Below are 23,486 nucleotides of genomic sequence, written 5' to 3'. Positions count from 1 at the left end.
CTCCTTTAACCTGAAATTTTTGGTGTTGATGCCAATAGTGTTTTTGTATAAGAATGTTGTGGATTACGGAATACTTCGTCCGTATTTCCAAATTCAACAAGTTCTCCTTTGTATAAGACAGCTACTTTTTCACATAAATAGTGAACCATCGGTAAATCGTGCGCGATAAATAAATATGTATAACCTTGTTCCTTTTGAATTTTTTGCAGCAAGTGCACAATTTGGATTTGAAGCGAAACATCTAATGCCGAAATTGGTTCATCAAGAATTAATACTTCCGGCTCACACAATAACGCTCTTGCAATAGCAATTCGTTGACGTTGTCCTCCGCTAAATTCGTGCGGATAGCGATCAATATATCGTCTATCTAACCCAACACGCTCTAGCGCATCACCTGCTACTTTATCTTTCAATCCTTTATCACCTAAACCAAATGAAATATAGCCTTCCGTTACGCTATCGCGTACTTTCCAGCGCGGATTTAATGCTGCTGTGGAATCTTGAAAAATAAACTGTACTTTCTGTAAGAAATCGCGTTTATGAGTTGCCTTCAACTTGTGAACGACTTGACCGTTATAATCAATTTCACCAGACGTTGGGCTCTCAATCCCAGCTATGAGCTTACCAAGTGTTGTTTTTCCTGAACCACTTTCTCCAATAATGCCAAGCGTTGTTCCTTTCGGGATAGAAAGTGATATATCTTTTAACGCTGCGATTTCTTTATTTTTACTTCCATACGTTTTCGTTACTTGCTTTACAGTAATTAAATCTGTCGTCATGAGGCATTCACCTTCTCTTTTGATTTCGCTTTATTATGCTCCAGAACATGTTGCCAGCAATGTGAACTATGCTCCTTGGAATATGTTGTTCTCTCTGGGAAACGATGAATACATTCTTTTATCGCTACTGGACAACGATTTACAAAAGGACAACCAAAGCTATTTAACGTCTCAATGGAAGGTGTCGTCCCTTCTATTGCACGTAATACTTTTTCAGAATCATCCATATTCGGAATTGCTTGTAATAAGCTTTTTGTGTATGGATGTTTAGGGGAACCTATCACTTCCTCTATCGTTCCTTTTTCAACAACACGTCCTCCATACATCACAACTACTCGATCCGCTACTTCACGTACAAGTGCTAAATCGTGCGTAATTAGTAAAATACTCGTATTTTGCTTTTCCTTTCTTTCCTTTAATAACTCCATAATTTGCTTTTGAATTGTTACATCTAATGCTGTCGTAGGTTCATCCGCAATAACGAGTTTGGGGTGGCAGGCAAATGCGATTGCTAAACAAATACGTTGCCTCATGCCTCCGCTTAATTGATGTGGGTACTGTTCAAAGCGTTTCTCTGCTTCATGTATCCCTAAATCATTTAATAAGTTAATCGTAATTTCTTTTGCTTCTTTTTTCGATTTCTTTTCGTGTTGCAAAATCACCTCTGTAATTTGCCTTCCCACCTTCATCGTCGGATTTAAAGATGAAAGTGGGTCTTGAAAGATAAACGAAATATCTTTCCCTCGAATTTGATTCCATTCTGATTCTTGTAGATTCGTTAATTCCTTTGATTCAAAAGATATATTTCCATCATCAATATGAATTGATTCTTGATTTAAGCCGATAATAGATTGTGCTGTAACACTTTTCCCTGAACCACTTTCTCCTACAAGTGCAACTATTTCACCTTCGCTAATAGAAAAGGAAACATGCTTCACAATTGCTTGGTTACTATTCTCTTTTTCAACGGCTAACGTTACGTTTTCTAAAGATAAGAGCTGTCCCATGTTTTTTCTCCTTTCGATTCCGTTTTACGATTTTTGGATCAATTGCATCTTGTAAACCATCACCAATCGCATTAAATGCGAACATAATGAGCGCAATCATGATTGCTGGGAAGAATAGCTGCCACCATTCTCCACTCAATAATGTCCCAAGTGCATCATTCGTCATCGTCCCCCAGCTTGCTGCCGGTGATTGCACTCCTAGTCCGATAAAGCTTAAAAATGATTCTGAGAAAATAGCTGCGGGAATTGTAAATGATAAATTTACGATAATAATGCCCGTTAAGTTCGGAATTAAATGCCCGTATATAATTTTCATATGGGATGTACCTAATCGCTCCGCTGCAATAACAAACTCTCTTTGTTTTAAAGATAAGACTTGCGCCCTAACGAGACGTGCCATACCAATCCATCCTGTTAATGCAAGGGCGATAATAATGGTAAAAAGACCTGGTTTCATAACAATTAATAGTAAAATAACAATTAATAAATACGGGATACCGTATAACACTTCGATTCCTCGTATAATCCACTCATCAATTAATGTCCCAAGGGGATTGCGCCCTCTCACATATCCACTAAATCCTCCGATTAGCACACCAAGTCCTATATCAAGAGCAGCTGCCACTAATCCAACTGTTAATGAAATTTTCCCGCCAGCCCAAGTACGTGCCCATGTATCTCTTCCCAAATCATCTGTTCCGAACCAATGCTCACTACTAGGTGGTAAGTTTGTTGCCTCTTTTACTTGTTCACTCGCAGTAAATGGCGTTAAACTTTCACCAACAAGTGAGAAAACAATAATGAGTAATAATGTCACTGATCCTAAAACTGCGATTGGATTCGATACAAACTTACGAAACACTTCTTTCTTTCGGCTAATCTTTTGCTGATCTTTATTTATCGTTAATTCTTTCTTCTCTTCATTTGTTAATAACTGGTCATTAATTTCATAAGCTCCCATCTAAACATCCCCCTCCTTACGTAATAGAACGAATACGTGGATCAACAATACGATGAATAATATCTGTAATAAAAATACATACAATTAAAAGTGCACTATAAAAAATGGTTGTTCCCATAATCACTGGATAATCTCGATTAAAAATACTATCTACAAAATATTTTCCGAGACCAGGAATTGAAAAAATCTTTTCAATAACGAAAGTACCTGTTAAAAGTCCCGCCATTAATGGTCCAACAAATGTAAGTACCGGAACAATTGCATTTCGAAGAGCATGTCTTATAATAATCTTCTTAATCGGTATACCTTTCGCTCTCGCTAACTTAATATAATCACTCTGCAGTACTTCGATCATATTAGAGCGAACAAATCTTGTAATCACTGCGATTGGTCCTAACGCTAATGCAAAGGATGGCAATACCGTATGTTCAAATGTACCCCAAGAAGCTACTGGTAAGAGCTCGAATTGAATAGCGAATACTTGTATAAATAGTGGTGCTAAAATAAAGCTCGGAATAGAAATACCGAGGATGGCAAGTAAACTTACACCGTAATCAATTACCTTCCCATGATAGAGAGCAGCAAATGTACCTGCAGCAATTCCGACTAGCAATGAAATAATAAGTGCTTGTAAACCAATAATTGCTGATGGACCAAAACCAGTTGTTATAATTTCTGATACACCTTGCCCGGTTGATTGAACAGATTCACCAAAATCAAAATGAACTACGCCGTCTAAATAAGCAACATATTGATTCCATAACGGTTCATCAAGGTGATACTTCGCTCTCATGTTTTGGATCACTTCTTCAGGAAAGACTTTTGCATCTGATGAAAATGGATCCCCCGGAATAATATGCATAATTAGAAATGTCACCGTCGTAATAACCCATAGCGTGAACACCATAACTGATAATTTTTTAATTACATACACCCTAATAACCCCCTAAACACATATATTTACTTAGTTTTATAAACGTACTCTTTCCATTACTCCCTTTTCTCTTTTTAGAATACAAAAAGCCTTGATCTTAAAAAATAAGATCAAGGCTTAATAAACAAAGGCCCATCACTTATCTTTCAAGACTTGCTTGCTGGAATTAGCACGGTGTTCCTATTACAGAACCCGCTGCTGAGGTGTCATAGGGCCAGTCCCTCTACCTCTCTGGATAAGTAAATTGCTATATTATTATTTGGTTCAAATTGTATATTTCGAATTATAATTCTGAAAAAATGAAAAGTCAATCAAATTGGATATATTTAGAAAAATCAGTTTTCAATACTTTTATTTATCTATATCGTATTTCGCTTATAATAAAAAAAGATATGAAAGGAGTTATAAGATGGACCCCTTACTTCTAGCTACTATAGGATTACCCTTAACAATCGTTATACTTGTCATCATCGGCTTCTACAAACTCTTCATCAAAAAGAAAAGTATCACTTCTTTTTATACCCCTTTCGATAATATTACCGGGCAAACTATTTCCGAATTTCACGAAGAACAGAAGATATTAGTATCCGAGGATGAAGATGGAGATGGCAAGAAGAAAAAATAACCTTGCATAGGCAAGGTTATTTTTTCGTTTCTGCTTGAAAACGTTTATAGTATGTCGATGCTGTTGCAAAATTAATTTCTATATCACGAATCAACGATGAATCTTCTTCTTTAGCTAACTTCTGTAATTTTTTCATTGCTTGTTCCGATTCATTCAAGAAACCGACATATACCTCATGTTCTTGCTCTTTCGACTTCGGAACACGAATTTCTTTTCGTATATGATCAATATCTTCTAACATGCTCGTTGTTACCTTTTGCACATCTTCTTTATATGTAGCAGTCGTTATTTCCTTACCGCCCTTTTCTTTTGCCACTTCAAATAACTGCAGTGCATTATTAATTTCTTTATTCATTTTCAAATCGTATTTTTCATGTACTGCAAGGTATTCTTTCATTTCTTCTGTTTGTTCTGTAGATTGCTCTACCTTTTCTTTCGGTTCTTTCGTATCCTTATTTCCATTACATCCTGCTAGAAGGATCATACTTCCCATTACAGCAATACCCAAAACCTTCTTCATCTCTTCTTCTCCTTTTATCTACAGCTACTACTCATTATAGTTTCTTTTATCTCCACTTGTTATTATACCGAGAACATCCTACTTTTTACACTTAAGACGACATCGTAACATGTATACCAACATGTTTGTCACAGTATCGTCACTTTATACAAATAACTTTTGCACTGCTTTACTACTCACCTTACAAAACTGTAAGCACACATAAAGAACAAACCATGCTAGACTTACATATGCATAACGCAAACATATGTAAGGTTTTAAGGAGAATCATCTATGTACAACACAATACCTTTTATGGGAGAAGATATTCGTGTCCTTATTCGCGAAAAATCACTTCATATCGAAAATACAGAGAGCCTTCGCCGCGTATTAAAGAAGAAGCATGCTCCATTTAAGTTAGCTCAATATTTAAAACAACAACATACAAATCAATTTCATACCGTGCTCAATATATCGGATAAATCATTAACAATCGAAATCATCGGTCATGTCTACATTGGAAACTTTGCAGATACCTTAAAGGAAATCCCACGTATACCGAAGATTGCTCCTATTATCGTTAAAAAAGCGTATAAAATTACTGACCATACCGATATTATCGACTGTGGGGAAAAAGAAGTCGATAGTAATCGCTGGGTGTGGGATAAACTTGCTGTTTTATATGATACGATCATGAATAATATGTATGAGGTATTTCAAAGAAATGAAAAAAAGAACTGATTCAAACATTCCCTTTGAATCAGTTCTTTTTTGTTAAGCCTCTAAATTTTGTTTTTGCTGCAGTTCAAACTGCTTCTCACTTCTTCTGGCCATAAATAGATAACATAACACTGCTCCTACTTCACAAAGCGCAATAACAACCCCCATCGGTAATGCTGTATTACTTCCACCGATACCTACTAGCGGCGCAACAAGAGCTCCTGAAATGAACTGTAATAAGCCTAATAAAGCTGATGCTGTTCCTGCAGCTTGTTTCTGATTTCTCATCGCTAATGAAAACCCAGTTGTTGATACAACCCCGACACTTGATACGACAAGGAATAACGAACATAAAACACCGATTAAACCTATTCCTAGTACGATTGTCAGTAGTAAAGATAGGCCACCAACAGCTGCGATAATAATACCAGCAACAAATAATGTCTTCTCATTCACTTTCCCCGCTAAACGACCCGTTACCTGACTAGCAATAATAATACCGATGCCGTTAATCGCAAAGAATAAACTAAATTGCTGTGGTGATGCTCCGTATATGTTCTGCAACACAAATGGTGAGCCCGAAATGTATGCAAACATTGCCGCTGTTACTAATCCTTGTGACAATGCATATCCCATAAATAGACGGTCCTTTAACAATTTTCCGTACGTCGCCAAAGTCCCTGACAAACCACCCGTTTCTCTTTCTTCAGGAGGTAATGTTTCACGCAATACAAAAGTAGCTGAGATTAACATGAATACACTTATTGCTCCAAGAACGATGAAAACACCGCGCCACGTTGTAAACTGTAATAATTGCCCCCCAATAATCGGTGCCAAAATAGGTGCTGCTCCGTTTACTAACATAAGCAGTGAGAAAAACTTCGTCATTTCAGAACCTGAATACATATCACGTACCATCGCACGTGATATAACAATCCCGGCTGATCCTGAAGCTCCTTGTAGGAAGCGCAATAACACTAATGTCCAAATAGATGGCGCAACAGCACAAAGTAAAGAAGAAGCAACATAAATAATAAGAGCAATAATAAGAGGTTTGCGTCTTCCGTAAATATCACTAATTGAGCCAACAAATAATTGTCCTACTGACAGCCCAAGCAAACAAGCTGTTAATGTAAGCTGCGCGAGGGATGCACCTGTTTGCAAATCATCCGTTAACTTCGGTAATGAAGGCAAATACATATCAATAGATAATGGTCCAATCGCCGTAAGTGTTCCTAATACAAGAATCATCCATAACCTGTTTGCCTTTACAGGTTTATATATTTCGTGATTAACTTCATTCACTTTTTCAATTCACCCTTTCCTATACAAACTGAATCGTAACAATTATAGTTACATCATAAACATACGTCAAGTACAGCGCATTTTCCTCTTTCATAATGTAAAAAAAGCGATAGAAATTCTATCGCTTTACTTTTTCACATTGCTATTCGTAAATTTAGATACTGAGGACATCATCTCTCCCGTATCTAAATATGTAATTTGAATTGGGTCTCCTACTTCTGTAAACATAGCATATGGGAATTTCTTCACCGGTATCATAAATACCTTTTGTTCATTCTCTAAAAGTACGTACACGATTGTATTTTCACCTGATTTTTCTTTATATACACGTTGTACAATACCTTCTTTTTGCGCTTCTTTTCCTGTTGAGGTTGGTCTAAATGTATCACCATTACCGCTCATTACGTTTTTATAATTCTCAAGCGCTTCTTTCTGCGAAGAACCTGTCGCAAATATTTTTGCATTAGCAGCATATACAACTGTATGTGCACGTACTAGGCCTCCGTCATCGACAACCGGAATAATCCAAGCTGGTTTACCGTATACGTTATAAATGACAGGCATTGTCCCATGCCATTTCTCTCTCTTAAAGGAATTATCTACTACTTCTGTAGCTGCTGAACCATCCATAATCCCCTTTACTTCTTTTCCATTATAGTAATATAGCTTGCCTGTGCGTGCATCTACTAATGAATAGCCTAGGGCTGAATCTACTCCTTCTTTTGGAGAAGTAAAGTCTGTAAAATAATACAGTGTTCCATCTTTACCAAAGATCGGGGTCACGCCTTCTTTCGTTCCCCACTCAGTCGGAATTTTCATATCTGTTTGTGAGAATTTCGTATTCCAAAATCCGTGAATATATTTACCAAAGTACGTATTTAACGTAGATGCAGTCTCATGATTTAATACACCATCAACAAATTTAGGTGCCTTTCCTTTATCATATCTTTTCACTTCACCTGTTTGTGCATCTACTACGACAACACCTTCTACCTCAAATCCAGATCTTCCTGAAATAAATTCACCATACGTCATTGTATAATATGGTTTTCCTTTATCATCAACCTCAAATTTAGGTTTTCCTTTAAAGATTAAATTTGGTTCTGCTTGCCTTACCACACGCTCTAAATTATTACCAAAAAACATGCTTGGCACATATTTCATTTTATAACCGAGGTGCAGTTTCGCTTCCGCATCAGGATTCGTACCTGACATCGTTACGTACCCTGGAATTGTCTCAGCTTTACGCGCTTTAAAAAATCCTGAAACTTCAATCGGCGCTACATATAAAGCCTCGCCGTTTACCATTTGTGGCGTTAATTCTCCTAGCTCAAAATAAGCTACTTTTGGAATATCACCAAATACTTTTTTCATCTTATTCTCCGCTGTCTTTGGCGGCACTGTAAACGGCTGGTCATTTTCAGTAAATGGCTCTGAAATATCTTTCTCTACCTTAACAACAGAATCATATTTCTTTTGCGAGATTACTATATCATGCAAATAACCAAAGTAGCCGTAACTTGCGAGTAAAATAAACATTAGAAGTCCTTTTAATGTGCCTTCTAATTTCCCTATTTGATCTTGTGAAAATAAAACAAGCCCAATTAAAATTGCTACTGCAACAGAATAATGAGTAAGAATCGAGTCTACCCGATCATCAATTAGCCAAAAGTATTCATAGATTGCAATACCTATCCAAAATAAAACAGGAATAACTAAAATAGATGATTTCTTACCCTTTACAACCTTCTTATCTCCCTTCTTATCCACTGCTCGAAGCTTACTACTACTTCTTGTCCATGGAATCAAAAACAAAGTAAGAATAGCTAAAACTACAAATTTCATCAAAGGCACTGTCCCCTTTTCTTTTGTATTCCCTTTTAGTATAACAAATAAAGGGTATTAAGGTGAAAATAGGAATAGTTATATTTTTTTACTACTTAATACAATCCCGCTCACTACATATAGAATAGATGCAATATAAAAAATTGTACCAATCGTAAAGAAATCTACTAAATATCCCGTGGCAATAACCGCTACTGCTCCGCCAATGGATGTCCACACATGGTATTTTCCAATCTCATAACCAGCCTTTTCCTGCGCAACCTTTCGTGCTAACGAAGTCTTCTCAGTATTACGCTGCACAGCACCTAAAATGCCCATTACAATTTGAAGAATATATACATGCCATACTTCCGTGGCAATCGGAAAGCAAAGCATTAAGATTGCCATGGACCAAGCGTATATGATTAATAATTTTTTATCACCTACTTGATCAGATATCTTTCCCACTAGTGGATATACAAGTGCTGATGTTAAAGCAAATAAGCCATACGCCCAGCCAAATTGCGAGAAGCTATTTCCAACGTTTCGAAGCAATAATATATAAAAAGGAAATACCATACTTCCTGCCATCATGATGATACTTTGCGAAGCCACAAATCTTCTATATGTCATTTCGTATACTCCCTATAAAATAAATTCACAAATCTCTCTTCTGAATCTACTTCCTTCTTTTTCTTGAGAAATTCTTCAATACGAGGATATGCCCTCTTTAACTGCTCTTTCGTTGGATAAGAATAGTACGGCAAATAGTAACTACCGTTATGCTTTAAAGTAACATCAATCATCTTCCGAATGACATCCTCTGTTTTCTTTATCTCACTCTCTGAGCGTCCCTGGTTAATTAAAAGAACCAGCGCAAACATATCATCTTTCGCATAGGACAAAACTGCATTTTCATTCTTTTCCACGTAACGAATCGTAATGTTGAGTAAATTAAACTCTTCTTCATTTAATACGTTACGTAAATCATCTATATACTCCGTGAAAGCATCTATAGGCACAAAGTATTCTTGTAACACTTCGGTCCTATTTGGATTTTCATATTCCATAAAAGCACTATCTGATCTCATAACATTATTACGCGTCTCATACTTTCCATCTGTACGTTCAAAATAACCTCTTTGTATATCCCAAAATGTATCCTTTCCCCAATCACTATAACGTGATAATCCAAGTAAAAATTTCGGTACCGCTATAATATTTTCTTCCTTTAATTCACTGTACTCTTCTCTCATATTTTGATTTTGTGCCAAAGTATAATCTGTCACATACATCTCTTTTAAAAATGAATTTGGAGCAACAGAAATACGCGCTAAGTGCATACGAACATTTTCATCTCTTTTCACTTTCTCTTTGAAATAAGATACGTATTCTTTATAATCTATCATTCTCGTGTGCATTTCATATAATTCATCATCTGTTAACTTCAGCGTCACATCTAAAATAACTCCAAATAAACCGTAACCCCCAATGACATATGGAAATAACTCTGCATTTTCTTCTCTACTTACATTACGTACCGTGCCATCTGCCATTAACAATCTAAATGAATCTACTGTATCAATTAGTGCCTCATGACGAATATCACGCCCGTGTACATTTACACTTAATGAACCACCAACAGTAAAAATATTTTGAGACTGCATGACCTGTACCGCAAGGCCATATGGATTTATTTTCTTCTGAATATCATTCCACGTGACACCACTTTGAACTGTAATCTGCTTCTTCTCTGGATCAAATTCTAGTATTTTATTATATCCTTTCATATCGAGCATCGTGCCATTTGGATAATATGTCTGTCCTCCTTGGCTATGTTGCATGCCTGCAATGGAAATTTTCTCTCCTGAAACTTTTGCATCTCGCACTAATTTTATTAACGAGCGCTCTTCCGTAGCACTTTCAACACGTTTTATTTTTGTCGGAAGCAATTTACCTACATCACTCATAATAGGATGATCAATTTGTTTTTTATACGTATGTACAGACGTTGCAAGCAAAACCGTATATGCAACAATGACCGCCGCTATCTTTCCTTTTTTCAAATGACACTCTCCTCTTCTACATCTTTTCCTCTTTATATTGTACCTATTTTCCTATGAAGAAAGAATACAAAAAAGAGGGACCTTATTTTAGGTCCCTCCTTATCAAAACTGTTACTTTGCTGCTGGCAATTGTATTGGGTCAAACTTTTCATACGACGTATATTTTGCGTTCGTAATAATGTGTGCTTTATCCTTGCCATTGCTACTCATAATCATGTCTATCTTTGCTGATTCATATTTAAAATCTTTTGTAATGATATATTCTGCATCCACTTCTTCTATCTTCGCATTTTGTGCTTGTAACATTTTCTTCTGCGTTTCATCCATGCTAGTTAACATACTTTCTGTTTCTTGCCCTTTTAATGTAAATTTCAGTTTATATTTATCTCCGCTTTTCTCCAGCTTCATTTTATCTAAAACTACTTCCGGTACTTCTAATTTATCTATAATATCTTGAGTCGCTTTCATTCCACCAGCGTTTAATTGCTCCTCTGGTACGGTTACAACTTCTCCTGTATTAGGGTTTTTTACCTCACCAGCAACTTTACCATCCACAGTATACACTACAACATCTGTACCGGAAATATTCATTTCAGAACGAGAATTCTTTGTCTTTGGCTCTAATTGCATCTTAGCCTTTAATATATCCATCTCAGTTCCCTCAGCTTTTACCCCTACACCATATGTCATCGTTACATGTTCTTCATTTTTAAAAGCTTCATTCGTTTTCTTGAAAACATCTTTCGCCGTTAATTCCTTTTCTTTTTGAACGGATTCTTTTTTCGGCTCATCCGTCTTTGCTGTTTTCTCATTACTACACCCTACCCCTAGACTGATTGCAAGTACTAAACTTGAAACAAAAATAATTTTTTTCATATTGTTGCCCCCTTTCCCAAAATAATATCACCTCTTTTCCTATGAAATCTATATAATTTTTAATCTATACTCACTATATAGCGACATGTTTAATAAAGATCTTAAATATGATGTAAATAAAGACAACTCATTTCAGGAGGACATTATGAAGGCGATCATTTGCACACAGTATGGACCACCTAACGTTCTTCAGCTTCAAAATATAGAGAAACCTATACCTAAAAAGAACGAAGTATTAGTTAAAATTCACGCAACAAGTGTATCGACTGGAGATTGTAGAATACGCGGATTTAATAGCCCTCTATTATTTTGGATTCCTATGCGACTTATATTAGGACTTAGAAAACCGAGAAACCCTATACTTGGCGTAGAATTAGCAGGAGAGATAGAGGAGATCGGGACAGATGTAACTCAATTTAAAAAAGGAGATCAAATTTTTGCATTAACAGAACTAAATCTTGGTGGTTATGCCGAATACACATGCGTGCATGAAAGTGGATTAATAACATTAAAACCTACCAATGTAACGTATGAAGAAGCGGCAGTTATTCCTTTTGGTGGAACTTCAGCGTTGCATTTTCTGAGAAAAGGCCGAATAAAAAAGGGGCAACAAGTTCTCATATATGGTGCCTCTGGATCAGTAGGAACAGCTGCCATACAACTCGCTAAATATTTTGGTGCGATCGTTACAGCTGTTTGTAGTAATTCAAATTTTGAACTAGTGCAATCTTTAGGAGCGGATAAAGTGATTGATTATACGAAAGAAGATTTTACTAAGCGGCGCGAGCGTTACGATATTATATTTGATGCAGTTGGGAAGCATAAAAAATCCCTTTGTAAACAAGTATTAGCGCCTAATGGAAAATATGTATCTGTGAATGGAATGATGGCAAAAGTAAGTAAAGAGGATATGATTCTACTAAAAAGACTAACTGAAACAGAACATTTAAAACCTGTTATTGATAGAACTTACCGATTAGAAGAAATTGCTGAAGCTCATATGTATGTGGAAAAAGGGCATAAAAAAGGAAACGTTTCGATTACCTTAAAATAAAATATATTCAGAAAACAATATTGACAATTCTTTTTGTAAGATTTACTATTAGTACCATACTAAAAAACTACATACACATACTCTTATCAAGAGTGGCGGAGGGACTGGCCCGATGATGCCCGGCAACCGAGCTTATGACGTATAAGCTAAGGTGCTAATTCCTGCAAAACGAGTTTTCGTTTTGGAAGATAAGAGAGGAATCTATTTCGTCTATTCGGCACCTCTCTTATTTTTTGGGAGGTGCTTTTTATTTTGGAACGTATATGAAGGGGGATTTATAGATGAAAAAGGTATTATTAAGCATTGTAAGCGGAGCAGTATTATTATTAGGCGCATGTAGTGTGAGTTCAGATAAAGAGGTAAAAGAATTAGACGAGAAAAAGATTACTGTCGGTGTAACAGGTGGACCACATGAACAAATTTTTGAAAAGGTAAAAGAAGTTGCAGCAAAAGATGGCCTCGAAATTGATATAAAAGTATTTAATGATTATGTAGCGCCAAACGTATCATTAGATGAAAAAAGCCTTGATGTAAATAGCTACCAAACGAAATCGTATTTAGATGTATTTAAAGCTGAACGCAATATGAAATTAGCTGAAGTATTTTCAACAGTAACATTCCCTATGGGTGTATATTCTAAAGATATAAAAGATGTAAAAGACTTAAAAGAGGGCGATGCAATTGCTGTACCAAATGACCCAACGAATGAACTTCGAGCTTTAAAATTATTTGAAAAAGCAGGGGTTTTAAAAGTTGATCCAAAGGCTACAGAAAAAGCGACTGCAAAAGATGTAATTGAAAATCCAAAAAAATTAAAGATTGTCGAATTAGAGGCATCTCAATTACCAACGCAACTAAGTGAAGTGAAAGCAGCTGCAATTAACACAAACTTTGCATTAGGTGCAAAATTAAGTCCAGCGAAAGATTCTATTTTCCGCGAAGGAAAAGATTCACCCTATGTGAACTGGGTTGTTGTTCGTACTGAAAATAAAGATGATGCCGTTGTAAATAAATTAAAGAAAGCTTATCAATCTAAAGAAGTAAAAGAGTTTATCGAGAAAAAATTTGATGGTTCAGTTTTACCATCTTGGTAGGAGCTGACGATAATGATTGAATTAAAAAACATATCCAAAGTATTTACAACAAAAAAAGGGAATGTTGAGGCTCTTAAGTCTACTTCCCTTAAAGTAGAAAAAGGCGAGGTATTTGGAATCATTGGGTATAGTGGCGCTGGTAAAAGTACATTGATTCGATGTGTAAATTTATTAGAAAAACCAACGACAGGAAATATCATTGTAAACGAACAAGACTTAACAACGTTATCGACAAAAGAACTAGCAAAAGCGAGACAAAAAATCGGAATGATCTTTCAAGGATTCAATTTACTTAAAACTGTTACCGTTTATGAAAATATCGCATTACCGTTACGGCTTGCTGGCATTCCAAAAGCAGAAATTGAAAAAAGGGTAGAAAAGTATTTACGTATTGTCGATCTTTTTAATCGAAAAGATGCCTATCCGAGTGAACTTTCTGGTGGCCAGAAACAACGTGTTGCCATTGCACGTGCACTATCACATGAACCGGAAGTGTTATTAAGCGACGAAGCAACGAGTGCTTTAGATCCAGAAACAACTGATTCTATTCTTGACCTATTATTAAAGATTAATGAGGAAATCGGGATTACAATTTTATTAATTACACATGAAATGAATGTCATCCAACGTATATGCGACCGAGTTGCTGTTATGGAACATGGAGCAGTAATTGAAAGCGGGACTGTGAAGGAGATCTTCACAAACCCACAACATGTAACAACGAAGAAATTTGTAAATAGTGCATTTGCAGCAAAAATCCCAGCTGAAGTACAAAAAGAACTACAAAGAACCGGAGAAATCGTAACACTTTCATTTATAGGAAATTCTTCTGGTGAACCAGCGTTAGCTATCGCTACAAAACGTTTCCAAGTGTATCCAAATATTTTATCCGGTAATATTACACAGTTAAAACATGAGGCATACGGGAAACTTGTCATTCATATGCAAGGGGAACAAAATGAAATCAACCACGCTTTATCATTTTTACAAGAGCAAGGAATCATCGTAGAAGGGGGTAGAACAGATTATGGGAAACAAGTCCTTTTTGGATGAATGGGGTAAAGTCATATGGGAAGCAACCATTCAAACATTTCAAATGACATCTATTTCACTATTCATCTCTATCCTTATTGCACTACCACTTGGTGTCACACTTGTTTTAACAAGACCTGGTGGGCAGCACGAAAATAAAATCATTTACCCAATTCTTAATACAATTATTAATATCATTCGCTCTCTTCCATTTATCATTCTATTATTCTTCATTTTACCTTTTACAAAGTTTCTAATGGGAACCTCCATTGGTGTACAAGGCGTAATCGTACCGCTTGTCGTACTCACGGCCCCTTATATTGCACGATTAATGGAAACTGCTTTATTAGAAGTAGATCGCGGCGTTATTGAAGCCTATCAAGCGATGGGCGTTTCTACTATAAAAATTATTTGGCACGTTATGGTGAAAGAAGCTCGTCCCTCCCTTGTACTTGGATTAACAATTGCAACGATTGGCTTAATCGGCGCAACAGCAATGGCTGGTCTTGTAGGCGCTGGTGGGCTAGGGGACTTAGCATATCGCTTCGGACATTTACGCTATGAACCTGAAGTAATGTATGCAACTGTCTTTATTTTAATTATCCTCGTTCAAGGATTACAGTCTTTAGGGAATGGTATTGCACGAAGGTTGAAGAAAGATTAAAAAAGAAGGTATCTCACTAAGGTGAGATACCTTCTTTTTTATCTTTTAAATCCACCTTCTGAATGAATAACTTGCCCAGTAATCCACTCAGCTTCTTCACTTACTAAAAATTTAATGAGTCTAGCTGCATCCTTTGGCTCACCAATTCTGCCAAAAGGAAACATCGGCTTTAACCCTTGTTTTATCTCTTCAGTCATCCATCCTGTATCAGTTGGTCCTGGATTAATTGCATTCACTGTTATTCCTAAATGAGCTACCTCTGCTGACAACGTACTAGTAAGAGCATCAATAGCTCCCTCCGTTGTTGCATACGCTAGTTCTTCTACCATAGGACCTTGAAATTGCCCCGAAGTCATATTCACAATTCTACCACCAGATTTTTTATCAAATCCTCGGGCAAATTGACTACTGAGCAATGTAGTCGCACGAATATTCACCATATAATGCTTATCTAATTCTTCAGCAGTCAACGTAGAGAAATCATTATTCGTAGAATATGCTGCATTATTAATTAATATATGAGGGTACCCTAATTGTTCAGTAACTTTATTTATAAGCTCTTTCGGTGCATCATTCTGAGTTAAATCTAACTCCATACTTGAGACTTTAACACCGTTTTTTAGTAACTCTTCTTTTAATTGTATTTGTTCATTTTTATCAACGCCCCAAGGCATCTCTTTATCGTAAGCTGTCCAATACGTAAAAAATATATCGTATCCTGATTCAGCTAATTCTTTACAAACCGCTGCGCCTATACCATCTAGACGACTTACCCCTGTAATAACTGCTACTTTATTTTTTAATTGGTTCATCATATACTCCTCCAAGTTTAAAGGACGCATATTTTATATAAGAGATATAAACTTTCCCACAAAAAAGACAGATACATAAAATAGGCACCTATCCTTATAAAAGGGATGTACAATCCAAATATGCATTCCTTGAATGATTTACAGATGACTAAATAAACCCTCGCTTATGAGAGCAAAATTCATCTATCTAGTTTCTAATCATTACAAGTTCATCCACATATTGAGTCTTCGTCTCCTTTTGATATATCTCTATTATTAGTCTATCAAAAAAGATGAAATGTTACAAAAAATAAAACAATTACTCAAAACATATATTCGTTCACATTTCCTCTATTGTGAATTTATTCACAATATATATATAATAAACATGTAAATACAATATTGGAGGGATTTCAATGGTTATCAATTTTTTAAGAACTGATAAACGTGCTACTTTCATATTATTACTTTTACGGCTTTACATAGGGTATACATGGCTCGCTGCTGGGATAGGCAAAGTCTTCGGACAATCTTTTGACGCAAGTGGCTTTCTAAAGGGTGCTATTGCTCAAGCATCAGGTGACCACCCTGCAGTACAAAGTTGGTGGGCAGATTTTCTTCAACATTTTGTCCTTCCAAACGCAGACCTATTTAGCTTTTTAGTTCAATGGGGAGAAATTTTAGTAGGTCTAGGTTTAATTTTAGGCGGATTAACAAAAACAGCTGCATTTTTCGGAATCATAATGAATCTTTCATTTTTATTAAGTGGAACCGTTAGTGTAAACCCAAACCTGCTTATTTTGACTATGTTCATTTTAGTTGCAGGGCAGAACGCTGGACGTATTGGATTAGATGGCTATGTTTTCCCTAAACTTTTCCGTAAAAACAACCACGGAACATATAAATTAAGTAAAACTGCATAGTAACAGTTTACTTTTAAAATATAAATAAGAAAAAGAGCCTGAATATAGGCTCTTTTTCTTATTTCTCCTAATTTAAACTTTTAACGAGCCACGAAAACCTCTGGCAGCATAGTAAGAGTCTGCTCCATTATGGTACACGAAAACATGTCCAAAGCGATAATCGCAAAATAAAGCACCACCAAGTTCTCGAATATCTGAAGGTGTTTGTACCCAACTTGATGATTTCATGTCAAAATCGCCAAGTTGTTGCAATTCCCGATACTGTTCTTCCGTTAATAATTCAATGCCCATAGCATTGGCAACATCAATAACGTTATTTTCTGGTTTATGTTTTTTTCTTGATTCTAACGCTTCAAGATCATAACAAAGACTTCTGCGGCCTTTAGGACTCTCCTTTGAACAATCATAGAAAGTATATTCGTCCTTTTCTTCATCATAACCAATAACATCCGGTTCACCACCAGTTACTTCCATTTCGTTAAGTGACCACATTTTTTCATTATTAGTAGTCAGCTTCGCTTCAACTTTAGCCCATTCAAGACCTTCATGGCGGTTCATGTTTTTCTCAAAACGAGCTTGCAATACTTTCAATAACTCTTCACGTTTTTCTACTAGTAAGTCATTTTTATTTCCTGTCATATTAGTCCTCCCTGATTTATGTACTGATAGTAGTTTAAGTATATATTTTATAATAAATCATCTCAATATGAAGACCGTTTCAACCTTATGTCTTGTACAAACATCCCTTACAAAGTCCTAAAACCCTCCATACTCTCTCCAAGAATATAGTGTGAAAACCACATCAAGTTCTGCTTCATAATAGCCACATGAACTCCTGGTTGGTCAGAACTATATGCCATTCCTTTAAATATAATTAATTCTGTATCAACTTCCATATCCATTAATCCTTGATATAGATCATATGCATTTGTAATTGGAATTCTTGCATCCTTTTCCCCATGTTGAATTAAGGTAGGCGTACAAGCTGATTTAATATACGTCATAGGTGATGTCTTCGTATATATCTCTGGATCATTCCATGGAGTATTTCCTAAATACCTTCTAATAAAGTAAGGTATATCTGTATTTACATAATGGGTACTCCAGTTAGTTATTCCACCGCCAACTGAAATAGCTTTAAACCGACTACTAAACGTAGAACAGAAAGCTGATACATATCCACCGTTGCTCCATCCCATAACTCCTACTCTATCCTTGTCTACCATCCCTTTTTCTACTAGTTCATCCACTCCAGATATAACATCATCGTAGTCAGCAATCCCCTGTTTTCTATAGTTAGCTTTTAAAAATTCATTACCATAACCTGAACTTCCTCTGTAATTTGGTTCTAAAACGATAAAGCCCTTTTCAACAAACTGTTCAATCGGATATTTCTCATTGAAGCAGTCTGAAAATATCGGAAAAGATGCCCAAGCCGGACCGCCGTGAATTACTACTAATAAAGGATATTTTTTATTATTGTCCAACTCTACTGGCGTTGATAAAACACCTTCTATTTCAAGACCATCGCTACTTTTCCATGAGATGATTTCCCTGTTACTTCTAAGTTTCCCTTTGAAAAAGCTATTTTCATCCGTTATTTTTTTATCGTCTAAATAGATTTCAAAGGTTTCATTTGTTATAGCCTTATTGTAGGATATATGTTTGCCATCCTTTGTTATAGAAGCATCCATTATAAAGCCATCTACTTTTTCGCTTAATATTTCCACAGTGCCATCTTCGGCTAGCAATCCAATAAGATAATTCGTTTTATTCTGCCACCTAATTAAAACCCCTTTAGCTGTCCACTGTAATGGCATAACCGTACTATCAAAATCTGTTAAAGGTTGAATTAGCTCTCCGGTATTTATATCATATATCTCTAACGTACTATCTTGTATATGGTTTCTATAGTAACCCTTCTCTCTTATGCTTGCTGTGTAACATATTTCACTGCCGTCAGGAGAAAAGCAAACACTCCCTCCCAACAACTTATCCACATTCAGCTTTTGTAGCTCTCCAGCTTTAATATGGAGTATGTATAGATCTCCATTTATATAATCTGCCATATTTGAGCTTGGTGTCGCCATAAATACAACCTTTTTACCATCATTTGAAATATCAAATTCATGGATATGAAAATCCTTACCATCCGTTAATTGATAAACAACTCTGTTCTTGTGTTCATCTGTATCACTTTGTATCACCTTCTCTATTTCAATGTAATATAAACAATTATTCTGGTGTTCCTTACCTATATGTTGAAAATCTCCATATAGATCCTCACGTTTCTTTATCTCCTCACATTCTTTTGACTGCGTAACATAATAAAGACCCTTGCCAGTAGGACCCCATTTGAATGTACTGACTCCTTCTTTCTCATCGGTAATTTGAACCTCTCTATAACCATCTAGTGACTTAACAAATATCTGATTTTTCCCATCACCAACTGGACTAAGATATGCGATACACCTAGCATCTGGAGACCATAATGGGTGTGTACTATCTATATCACCATTTGATAATGGGTAACTCTGCTTCTTATCTTTTTCATATATCCATACATGATTCCTATATGTATTGTCTTTCCAATCAGCCGTCTTCTTAACAAATGCTACGTTTTTACCATCATCACTTATGTTTGTACTTGATACGGTTGGCAATGAAATAATCTCTTCTATACTTAGATATGTTTTTTCATTCACTTTCATCAATATCCCCCCTTGAAATGTCCATAAATCTCTCGTCTCTTTTTGCCGTAATAAAGGAAATTGTTCACGAATACTTAAAATGATAACGGAAAATTCAGATAAATAAAAGTGAAGTCGATAAAGTAAAACTTTAATTTATGGAGTTCTATCCACTTACCAATTCTAGATGTTCTTTTTCGACACAAAAACACCCCTTTTAGATACAAATTTGTAAATTTATTTTAAAGCTATAACTATATATTGGTTTGGAATAAAATTTGATAAAAATGAAGTCACAAATCTTTATTTAACAACAAAAAAATTCATTTTGAAAAAACGATTGATCAAAATAGAATCACTCTTTTTAACTAAGTATGAGATTTTTATAAAAAAATTTTAATCAAAACTCACTTAGAATCTTTACTTGAAGGAATAAAGCTTCGCATCTTTTTTGTGAACATCGTTAAACTAAGATAAATTTTGACCGTATCTGTAATTAATTGTAAAATATTATACATAGAAAGGTATTATAAAATAAATATAGAAGGGGTATGTTTTTTAGTTTTAAAGGGGCTAAAGCACATCTATTTTATGTTTTGAAAGGGAGAATTGAAAAATCATATGAAGAATTTCAAAAAGAGTACAGGTAAAATTTTACTAGCATCTGGATTAGTAGTTTCTATGTCAGCTTGTAGTGTAACAAATTTATTTGGAGAAAAAGAAAAAACAAATGCTGAATCTGGTAAACAAGAAAGTAAAGAAACTAAGACAGAAGGTAAATCATCTGAAACAAAGGAAAAATCAACTAACTCAAAAGAAGAAAGTAAAGATGTTAAGATGATTATGGTTTTGCCTGAGGATTACCCACAACTTATGGTAGACATTGAAGAAGACTTATTAAGACGTCTAGATTACTATGATGCTTCTGTGAGGGATAATAAAAAGGGAAGTAAGTCAAATGAAGAGGTACGAGATAGTATTAAAGACTTAGATAAAGTATTTAATAAAATAGAGCGTATAGATGCACCAGGAAAATACAAGGAAGATCATAAGGAAATTGTAAAAGCTGTTCAAAAGTTAAAAGAATCTTTCAAAGAAGTATCGAAGTTATTTGATTACTCTAAAACACTTAAAGATACGGATGATGCAATCATAGATAAAGCAAACAATAAATTAGATGAAGCAAAACGCATTTGGAAACCTGTATTTAATAAGTTAAAAGCGGAAGCTAAGGGTGGTTCAACAACTACTTCTCCAACAAGTGGTACTAGTTCTTCTAACTCACCGAGTTTATCTAGTGGTAATACAGTTAAAACATACAGTACCCAAGATAAAACTGGTATATTCAAAGGAAAAATTGATACACCAGACGAGGATTCCGCTAAGTTTAAGAATGTACAGAACAACTATAAAGACGGTACAGAGCTTGTAGGTAATTGGGGTATTGATTACGGAGACGGAGTCAAAACTACGTTAGTCCTAAAAGCAGATAAGACATTTGAAACATATGCAAATGGTTCTTATCCAAATAAAGATAATTACTTAACAGGAACATACCAAGCAGACGTTTCTTCCCATCAGTTAACGCTAATGGTGGAAAAAGGAACTCAAAATGGTCAAGAAGTGAAATTGGAAAGACCTATTTATTCATCATATGAGGTTAAAAATTTAGATGGTAAAGCGTTACAGATTTTCCACATAGACGAACAAGTAACAATTTGTTATGTAAAACAATAAATAACTAAAAAAACTCTGTAAAATAATTTTTACAGAGTTTTTTCTTAGTTTTAATTTATTTCAAACGTATAACTATACTTATTAACCTACCAATCTCCTACTCAACAGTAACAGACTTAGCTAAGTTACGTGGCTTATCAACGTCACACTCGCGGTGAAGTGCTGCGTAGTATGAGATAAGTTGTAATGGAATAACTGCTACTAGCGGTGCTAGCGCTTCGTGTACAGCTGGTAATACGAAGCTGTCTCCTTCCATTTCTAAGCCTTTCATTGAGATGATACATGGGTTAGCTCCGCGTGCTACTACCTCTTTCACGTTGCCGCGAATTCCAAGGTTTACGTGCTCTTGTGTAGCAAGTGCGATAACTGGTGTACCATTTTCGATTAAAGCGATTGTACCGTGTTTTAACTCTCCTCCAGCGAATCCTTCTGCTTGGATGTAAGAGATTTCTTTTAGTTTTAACGCACCTTCTAATCCTACGTAGAAGTCTACGCTACGTCCGATGAAGAAACAGTTACGCGTTGTCGCTAAAAATTGTTTTGCTAATGCGTCCATTTCTTCTTTTTGATCACAAAGTTCTATCATTGCATTTGCTACAAGTCCTAGTTCGTGTGTTAAATCGAAATCAAGAACTTCACCTTTTGCTTTAGCAATATCAGCTGCTAAAATTGAAAGTACTGCAAGCTGTGCTGTGTAAGCTTTCGTTGATGCAACTGCAATTTCTGGTCCAGCGTATAACGGAAGTGTATAATCAGCTTCACGAGAAAGCGTAGAACCAGGCACGTTTGTAATTGTTAATGCTTTATGACCCATTTCATTTGTTTGCACAAGTACTGCACGGCTATCAGCTGTTTCACCACTTTGTGAAATATAAATGAAGAATGGTCTTTCTGTTAATAATGGCATGTTGTAAGAGAATTCACTTGCCACGTGTACTTCAACTGGCATTTTTGCAAACTTCTCGATAAATTGTTTTCCAACAAGACCTGCATGATAACTCGTTCCACATGCAATGATGTAAATACGATCGCTATCTAAAATCGCATTGCGGATGTCTTGATTTAATTCAATTTCGCCATTTTCATCTTGATACTTTTGAATTATATTACGGATTACAAGTGGTTGCTCATCGATTTCTTTAAGCATGAAATGAGGATATGTTCCCTTTTCAATATCACTTGCGTCTAATTCCGCTGTAAACGGTGCACGTTCAATCGTTTCACCTTGTAAGTTTTTAATTGTAATACTTTCTTTCGTTACGATTACGATTTCTTTATCCATTAGCTCAATAAATTGATCTGTAACTTGTAACATCGCCATAGCGTCGCTTGCCACAACATTAAAGTTGTCACCAACACCTACTAATAGCGGGCTTTTGTTTTTAGCAACATAAATCATGTTTGGATTTTCAGCATCAAGTAATCCGATTGCATAAGAGCCATGTAAAAGAGATAGCGTATTACGGAACGCTTCTTCTACACTTAATCCTGTGCTCACTTGTTGTTCCATAAGCTGTACGATAACCTCTGTATCTGTTTCACTTACGAACGTTACATCTTGTAAATATTCCTTTTTCACTAATTCATAGTTTTCAATTACACCGTTATGAACTAATGTAAAGCGTTTTGATGTACTTTGATGCGGATGCGCGTTTACTTTACTTGGAACACCGTGTGTAGCCCAGCGTGTGTGTCCGATACCCACGCTTGCTGCTACGTTCTCATCTACGATTTCACGAAGTTTTGCGATACGGCCTTTTTCTTTGTATACAACAACACCGTTCTCTGCTTGTACTGCAATACCTGCTGAATCATATCCACGATATTCTAGCTTTTCTAAACCTTTTAATAAAATTTCCTTTGCATCTTGCTCTCCAATAAATCCTACGATTCCACACATGTTTA

The 23,486-nt window shown here is 35.7% G+C and carries 22 protein-coding genes and 2 riboswitches; of the genes, 8 read left to right on the top strand and 14 right to left on the bottom strand.

The window, feature by feature from the left end; translation table 11 throughout:
* Positions 1–5: 5 nt before the first annotated feature.
* The 4 genes from C3Y97_RS01085 to C3Y97_RS01070 are packed head-to-tail and all read right to left on the bottom strand — an operon-like array spanning position 6 to position 3,681.
* The gene (locus C3Y97_RS01085; protein ID WP_000205673.1) at positions 6–779 is read right to left on the bottom strand and encodes an ABC transporter ATP-binding protein; all 774 of its coding nucleotides are present in this window, start codon (positions 777–779) and stop codon (positions 6–8) included.
* Complete coding sequence (locus C3Y97_RS01080; protein ID WP_121868638.1) at positions 776–1,786, bottom strand: ABC transporter ATP-binding protein; 1,011 nt, start codon at positions 1,784–1,786, stop codon at positions 776–778. The genes C3Y97_RS01085 and C3Y97_RS01080 overlap by 4 nt, the downstream gene beginning before the upstream one ends.
* On the bottom strand, positions 1,743–2,747 hold the full coding sequence (locus tag C3Y97_RS01075) for an ABC transporter permease (RefSeq protein ID WP_136362967.1): 1,005 nt from the start codon (positions 2,745–2,747) through the stop codon (positions 1,743–1,745). The genes C3Y97_RS01080 and C3Y97_RS01075 overlap by 44 nt, the downstream gene beginning before the upstream one ends.
* A 16-nt stretch (positions 2,748–2,763) precedes the next feature.
* A complete protein-coding gene (locus tag C3Y97_RS01070; protein WP_000289336.1) occupies positions 2,764–3,681 on the bottom strand; it encodes an ABC transporter permease in 918 nt (305 codons plus the stop codon).
* Positions 3,682–3,817: 136 nt separating this feature from the next.
* A riboswitch (SAM riboswitch) is annotated at positions 3,818–3,923 on the bottom strand.
* A 167-nt stretch (positions 3,924–4,090) separates the two neighbouring features.
* Here C3Y97_RS01070 and C3Y97_RS01065 point away from each other — a divergent pair.
* Complete coding sequence (locus tag C3Y97_RS01065; RefSeq protein ID WP_000371388.1) at positions 4,091–4,306, top strand: DUF3951 domain-containing protein; 216 nt, start codon at positions 4,091–4,093, stop codon at positions 4,304–4,306.
* Between the two features lie 16 nt (positions 4,307–4,322).
* Here C3Y97_RS01065 and C3Y97_RS01060 read toward each other — a convergent pair whose 3' ends face one another.
* Positions 4,323–4,826, bottom strand: coding sequence for a hypothetical protein (locus C3Y97_RS01060; protein ID WP_000756525.1), 504 nt, complete (start codon positions 4,824–4,826; stop codon positions 4,323–4,325).
* A 273-nt stretch (positions 4,827–5,099) separates the two neighbouring features.
* On the opposite strand from C3Y97_RS01060, the gene C3Y97_RS01055 reads away from it, so the two are divergent.
* A complete protein-coding gene (locus C3Y97_RS01055) occupies positions 5,100–5,546 on the top strand; it encodes a hypothetical protein (RefSeq protein WP_000282860.1) in 447 nt (148 codons plus the stop codon).
* A 33-nt stretch (positions 5,547–5,579) separates the two neighbouring features.
* Here C3Y97_RS01055 and C3Y97_RS01050 read toward each other — a convergent pair whose 3' ends face one another.
* The 5 genes from C3Y97_RS01050 to C3Y97_RS01030 all read right to left on the bottom strand — a co-directional run bounded on the left by C3Y97_RS01050 (position 5,580) and on the right by C3Y97_RS01030 (position 11,596).
* Positions 5,580–6,839 carry a multidrug effflux MFS transporter gene (locus C3Y97_RS01050; protein ID WP_224200803.1) on the bottom strand — a complete coding sequence of 420 codons (1,260 nt, stop codon included), beginning with the start codon at positions 6,837–6,839 and terminating at the stop codon, positions 5,580–5,582.
* A gap of 117 nt (positions 6,840–6,956) precedes the next feature.
* Positions 6,957–8,675 carry a DUF3981 domain-containing protein gene (locus C3Y97_RS01045; RefSeq protein ID WP_000674047.1) on the bottom strand — a complete coding sequence of 573 codons (1,719 nt, stop codon included), beginning with the start codon at positions 8,673–8,675 and terminating at the stop codon, positions 6,957–6,959.
* Positions 8,676–8,753: 78 nt separating this feature from the next.
* Positions 8,754–9,287 carry an MFS transporter gene (locus C3Y97_RS01040; RefSeq protein ID WP_000222361.1) on the bottom strand — a complete coding sequence of 178 codons (534 nt, stop codon included), beginning with the start codon at positions 9,285–9,287 and terminating at the stop codon, positions 8,754–8,756.
* Complete coding sequence (locus C3Y97_RS01035) at positions 9,284–10,720, bottom strand: FAD-binding oxidoreductase (RefSeq protein ID WP_000715435.1); 1,437 nt, start codon at positions 10,718–10,720, stop codon at positions 9,284–9,286. The genes C3Y97_RS01040 and C3Y97_RS01035 overlap by 4 nt, the downstream gene beginning before the upstream one ends.
* A gap of 111 nt (positions 10,721–10,831) precedes the next feature.
* Positions 10,832–11,596, bottom strand: coding sequence for a DUF6612 family protein (locus C3Y97_RS01030; protein WP_000720094.1), 765 nt, complete (start codon positions 11,594–11,596; stop codon positions 10,832–10,834).
* 145 nt (positions 11,597–11,741) lie between these two features.
* Between C3Y97_RS01030 and C3Y97_RS01025 the strand changes: the two genes are divergently transcribed.
* The 4 genes from C3Y97_RS01025 (at position 11,742) to C3Y97_RS01010 (ending at position 15,440) form a co-directional block, all read left to right on the top strand.
* Positions 11,742–12,650 carry an NAD(P)-dependent alcohol dehydrogenase gene (locus tag C3Y97_RS01025; protein ID WP_000643882.1) on the top strand — a complete coding sequence of 303 codons (909 nt, stop codon included), beginning with the start codon at positions 11,742–11,744 and terminating at the stop codon, positions 12,648–12,650.
* Between the two features lie 80 nt (positions 12,651–12,730).
* Positions 12,731–12,845: riboswitch (SAM riboswitch) on the top strand.
* A gap of 86 nt (positions 12,846–12,931) precedes the next feature.
* The gene (locus C3Y97_RS01020) at positions 12,932–13,744 is read left to right on the top strand and encodes a MetQ/NlpA family ABC transporter substrate-binding protein (RefSeq protein WP_000756994.1); all 813 of its coding nucleotides are present in this window, start codon (positions 12,932–12,934) and stop codon (positions 13,742–13,744) included.
* Positions 13,745–13,756: 12 nt separating this feature from the next.
* Positions 13,757–14,797 carry a methionine ABC transporter ATP-binding protein gene (locus C3Y97_RS01015; protein ID WP_000571311.1) on the top strand — a complete coding sequence of 347 codons (1,041 nt, stop codon included), beginning with the start codon at positions 13,757–13,759 and terminating at the stop codon, positions 14,795–14,797.
* Positions 14,772–15,440, top strand: a complete 669-nt coding sequence (locus tag C3Y97_RS01010) for a methionine ABC transporter permease (RefSeq protein ID WP_136362965.1) — start codon at positions 14,772–14,774, stop codon at positions 15,438–15,440. The genes C3Y97_RS01015 and C3Y97_RS01010 overlap by 26 nt, the downstream gene beginning before the upstream one ends.
* A 38-nt stretch (positions 15,441–15,478) precedes the next feature.
* Here the strand turns inward: C3Y97_RS01010 and C3Y97_RS01005 are convergent, their stop codons facing one another.
* The gene (locus C3Y97_RS01005; RefSeq protein WP_033665755.1) at positions 15,479–16,255 is read right to left on the bottom strand and encodes an SDR family oxidoreductase; all 777 of its coding nucleotides are present in this window, start codon (positions 16,253–16,255) and stop codon (positions 15,479–15,481) included.
* Positions 16,256–16,647: 392 nt separating this feature from the next.
* Between C3Y97_RS01005 and C3Y97_RS01000 the strand changes: the two genes are divergently transcribed.
* Complete coding sequence (locus tag C3Y97_RS01000) at positions 16,648–17,154, top strand: DoxX family membrane protein (protein ID WP_000236367.1); 507 nt, start codon at positions 16,648–16,650, stop codon at positions 17,152–17,154.
* A 72-nt stretch (positions 17,155–17,226) separates the two neighbouring features.
* Here C3Y97_RS01000 and C3Y97_RS00995 read toward each other — a convergent pair whose 3' ends face one another.
* A complete protein-coding gene (locus C3Y97_RS00995; protein ID WP_000147392.1) occupies positions 17,227–17,793 on the bottom strand; it encodes a DUF4256 domain-containing protein in 567 nt (188 codons plus the stop codon).
* Between the two features lie 107 nt (positions 17,794–17,900).
* Entirely contained in the window at positions 17,901–19,865 is a 1,965-nt protein-coding gene (locus C3Y97_RS00990; RefSeq protein ID WP_136362963.1) for a S9 family peptidase, read from the bottom strand.
* Between the two features lie 588 nt (positions 19,866–20,453).
* Here C3Y97_RS00990 and C3Y97_RS00985 point away from each other — a divergent pair.
* Entirely contained in the window at positions 20,454–21,581 is a 1,128-nt protein-coding gene (locus tag C3Y97_RS00985) for a DUF3994 domain-containing protein (protein WP_079998760.1), read from the top strand.
* Positions 21,582–21,678: 97 nt separating this feature from the next.
* Here C3Y97_RS00985 and glmS read toward each other — a convergent pair whose 3' ends face one another.
* Complete coding sequence (gene glmS / locus C3Y97_RS00980) at positions 21,679–23,481, bottom strand: glutamine--fructose-6-phosphate transaminase (isomerizing) (protein WP_000334163.1); 1,803 nt, start codon at positions 23,479–23,481, stop codon at positions 21,679–21,681.
* Positions 23,482–23,486 lie beyond the last annotated feature (5 nt).

It is taken from the genome of Bacillus sp. DU-106, from assembly GCF_004799705.1.
GTDB classification, from domain to species: Bacteria; Bacillota; Bacilli; order Bacillales; family Bacillaceae_G; genus Bacillus_A; species Bacillus_A cereus.
This window is presented reverse-complemented; position numbering and strand designations above follow the sequence as displayed.

Bases quoted from the DNA above. Each gene is read 5' to 3' on its own strand.
- C3Y97_RS01085 (WP_000205673.1), bottom strand. From the start codon at position 779: ATGACGACAGATTTAATTACTGTAAAGCAAGTAACGAAAACGTATGGA.
- C3Y97_RS01080 (WP_121868638.1), bottom strand. From the start codon at position 1,786: ATGGGACAGCTCTTATCTTTAGAAAACGTAACGTTAGCCGTTGAAAAA.
- C3Y97_RS01075 (WP_136362967.1), bottom strand. From the start codon at position 2,747: ATGGGAGCTTATGAAATTAATGACCAGTTATTAACAAATGAAGAGAAG.
- C3Y97_RS01065 (WP_000371388.1), top strand. From the start codon at position 4,091: ATGGACCCCTTACTTCTAGCTACTATAGGATTACCCTTAACAATCGTT.
- C3Y97_RS01060 (WP_000756525.1), bottom strand. From the start codon at position 4,826: ATGAAGAAGGTTTTGGGTATTGCTGTAATGGGAAGTATGATCCTTCTA.
- C3Y97_RS01055 (WP_000282860.1), top strand. From the start codon at position 5,100: ATGTACAACACAATACCTTTTATGGGAGAAGATATTCGTGTCCTTATT.
- C3Y97_RS01045 (WP_000674047.1), bottom strand. From the start codon at position 8,675: ATGAAATTTGTAGTTTTAGCTATTCTTACTTTGTTTTTGATTCCATGG.
- C3Y97_RS01040 (WP_000222361.1), bottom strand. From the start codon at position 9,287: ATGACATATAGAAGATTTGTGGCTTCGCAAAGTATCATCATGATGGCA.
- C3Y97_RS01030 (WP_000720094.1), bottom strand. From the start codon at position 11,596: ATGAAAAAAATTATTTTTGTTTCAAGTTTAGTACTTGCAATCAGTCTA.
- C3Y97_RS01025 (WP_000643882.1), top strand. From the start codon at position 11,742: ATGAAGGCGATCATTTGCACACAGTATGGACCACCTAACGTTCTTCAG.
- C3Y97_RS01020 (WP_000756994.1), top strand. From the start codon at position 12,932: ATGAAAAAGGTATTATTAAGCATTGTAAGCGGAGCAGTATTATTATTA.
- C3Y97_RS01015 (WP_000571311.1), top strand. From the start codon at position 13,757: ATGATTGAATTAAAAAACATATCCAAAGTATTTACAACAAAAAAAGGG.
- C3Y97_RS01010 (WP_136362965.1), top strand. From the start codon at position 14,772: ATGGGAAACAAGTCCTTTTTGGATGAATGGGGTAAAGTCATATGGGAA.
- C3Y97_RS01005 (WP_033665755.1), bottom strand. From the start codon at position 16,255: ATGATGAACCAATTAAAAAATAAAGTAGCAGTTATTACAGGGGTAAGT.
- C3Y97_RS01000 (WP_000236367.1), top strand. From the start codon at position 16,648: ATGGTTATCAATTTTTTAAGAACTGATAAACGTGCTACTTTCATATTA.
- C3Y97_RS00995 (WP_000147392.1), bottom strand. From the start codon at position 17,793: ATGACAGGAAATAAAAATGACTTACTAGTAGAAAAACGTGAAGAGTTA.
- C3Y97_RS00990 (WP_136362963.1), bottom strand. From the start codon at position 19,865: ATGAAAGTGAATGAAAAAACATATCTAAGTATAGAAGAGATTATTTCA.
- glmS (WP_000334163.1), bottom strand. From the start codon at position 23,481: ATGTGTGGAATCGTAGGATTTATTGGAGAGCAAGATGCAAAGGAAATT.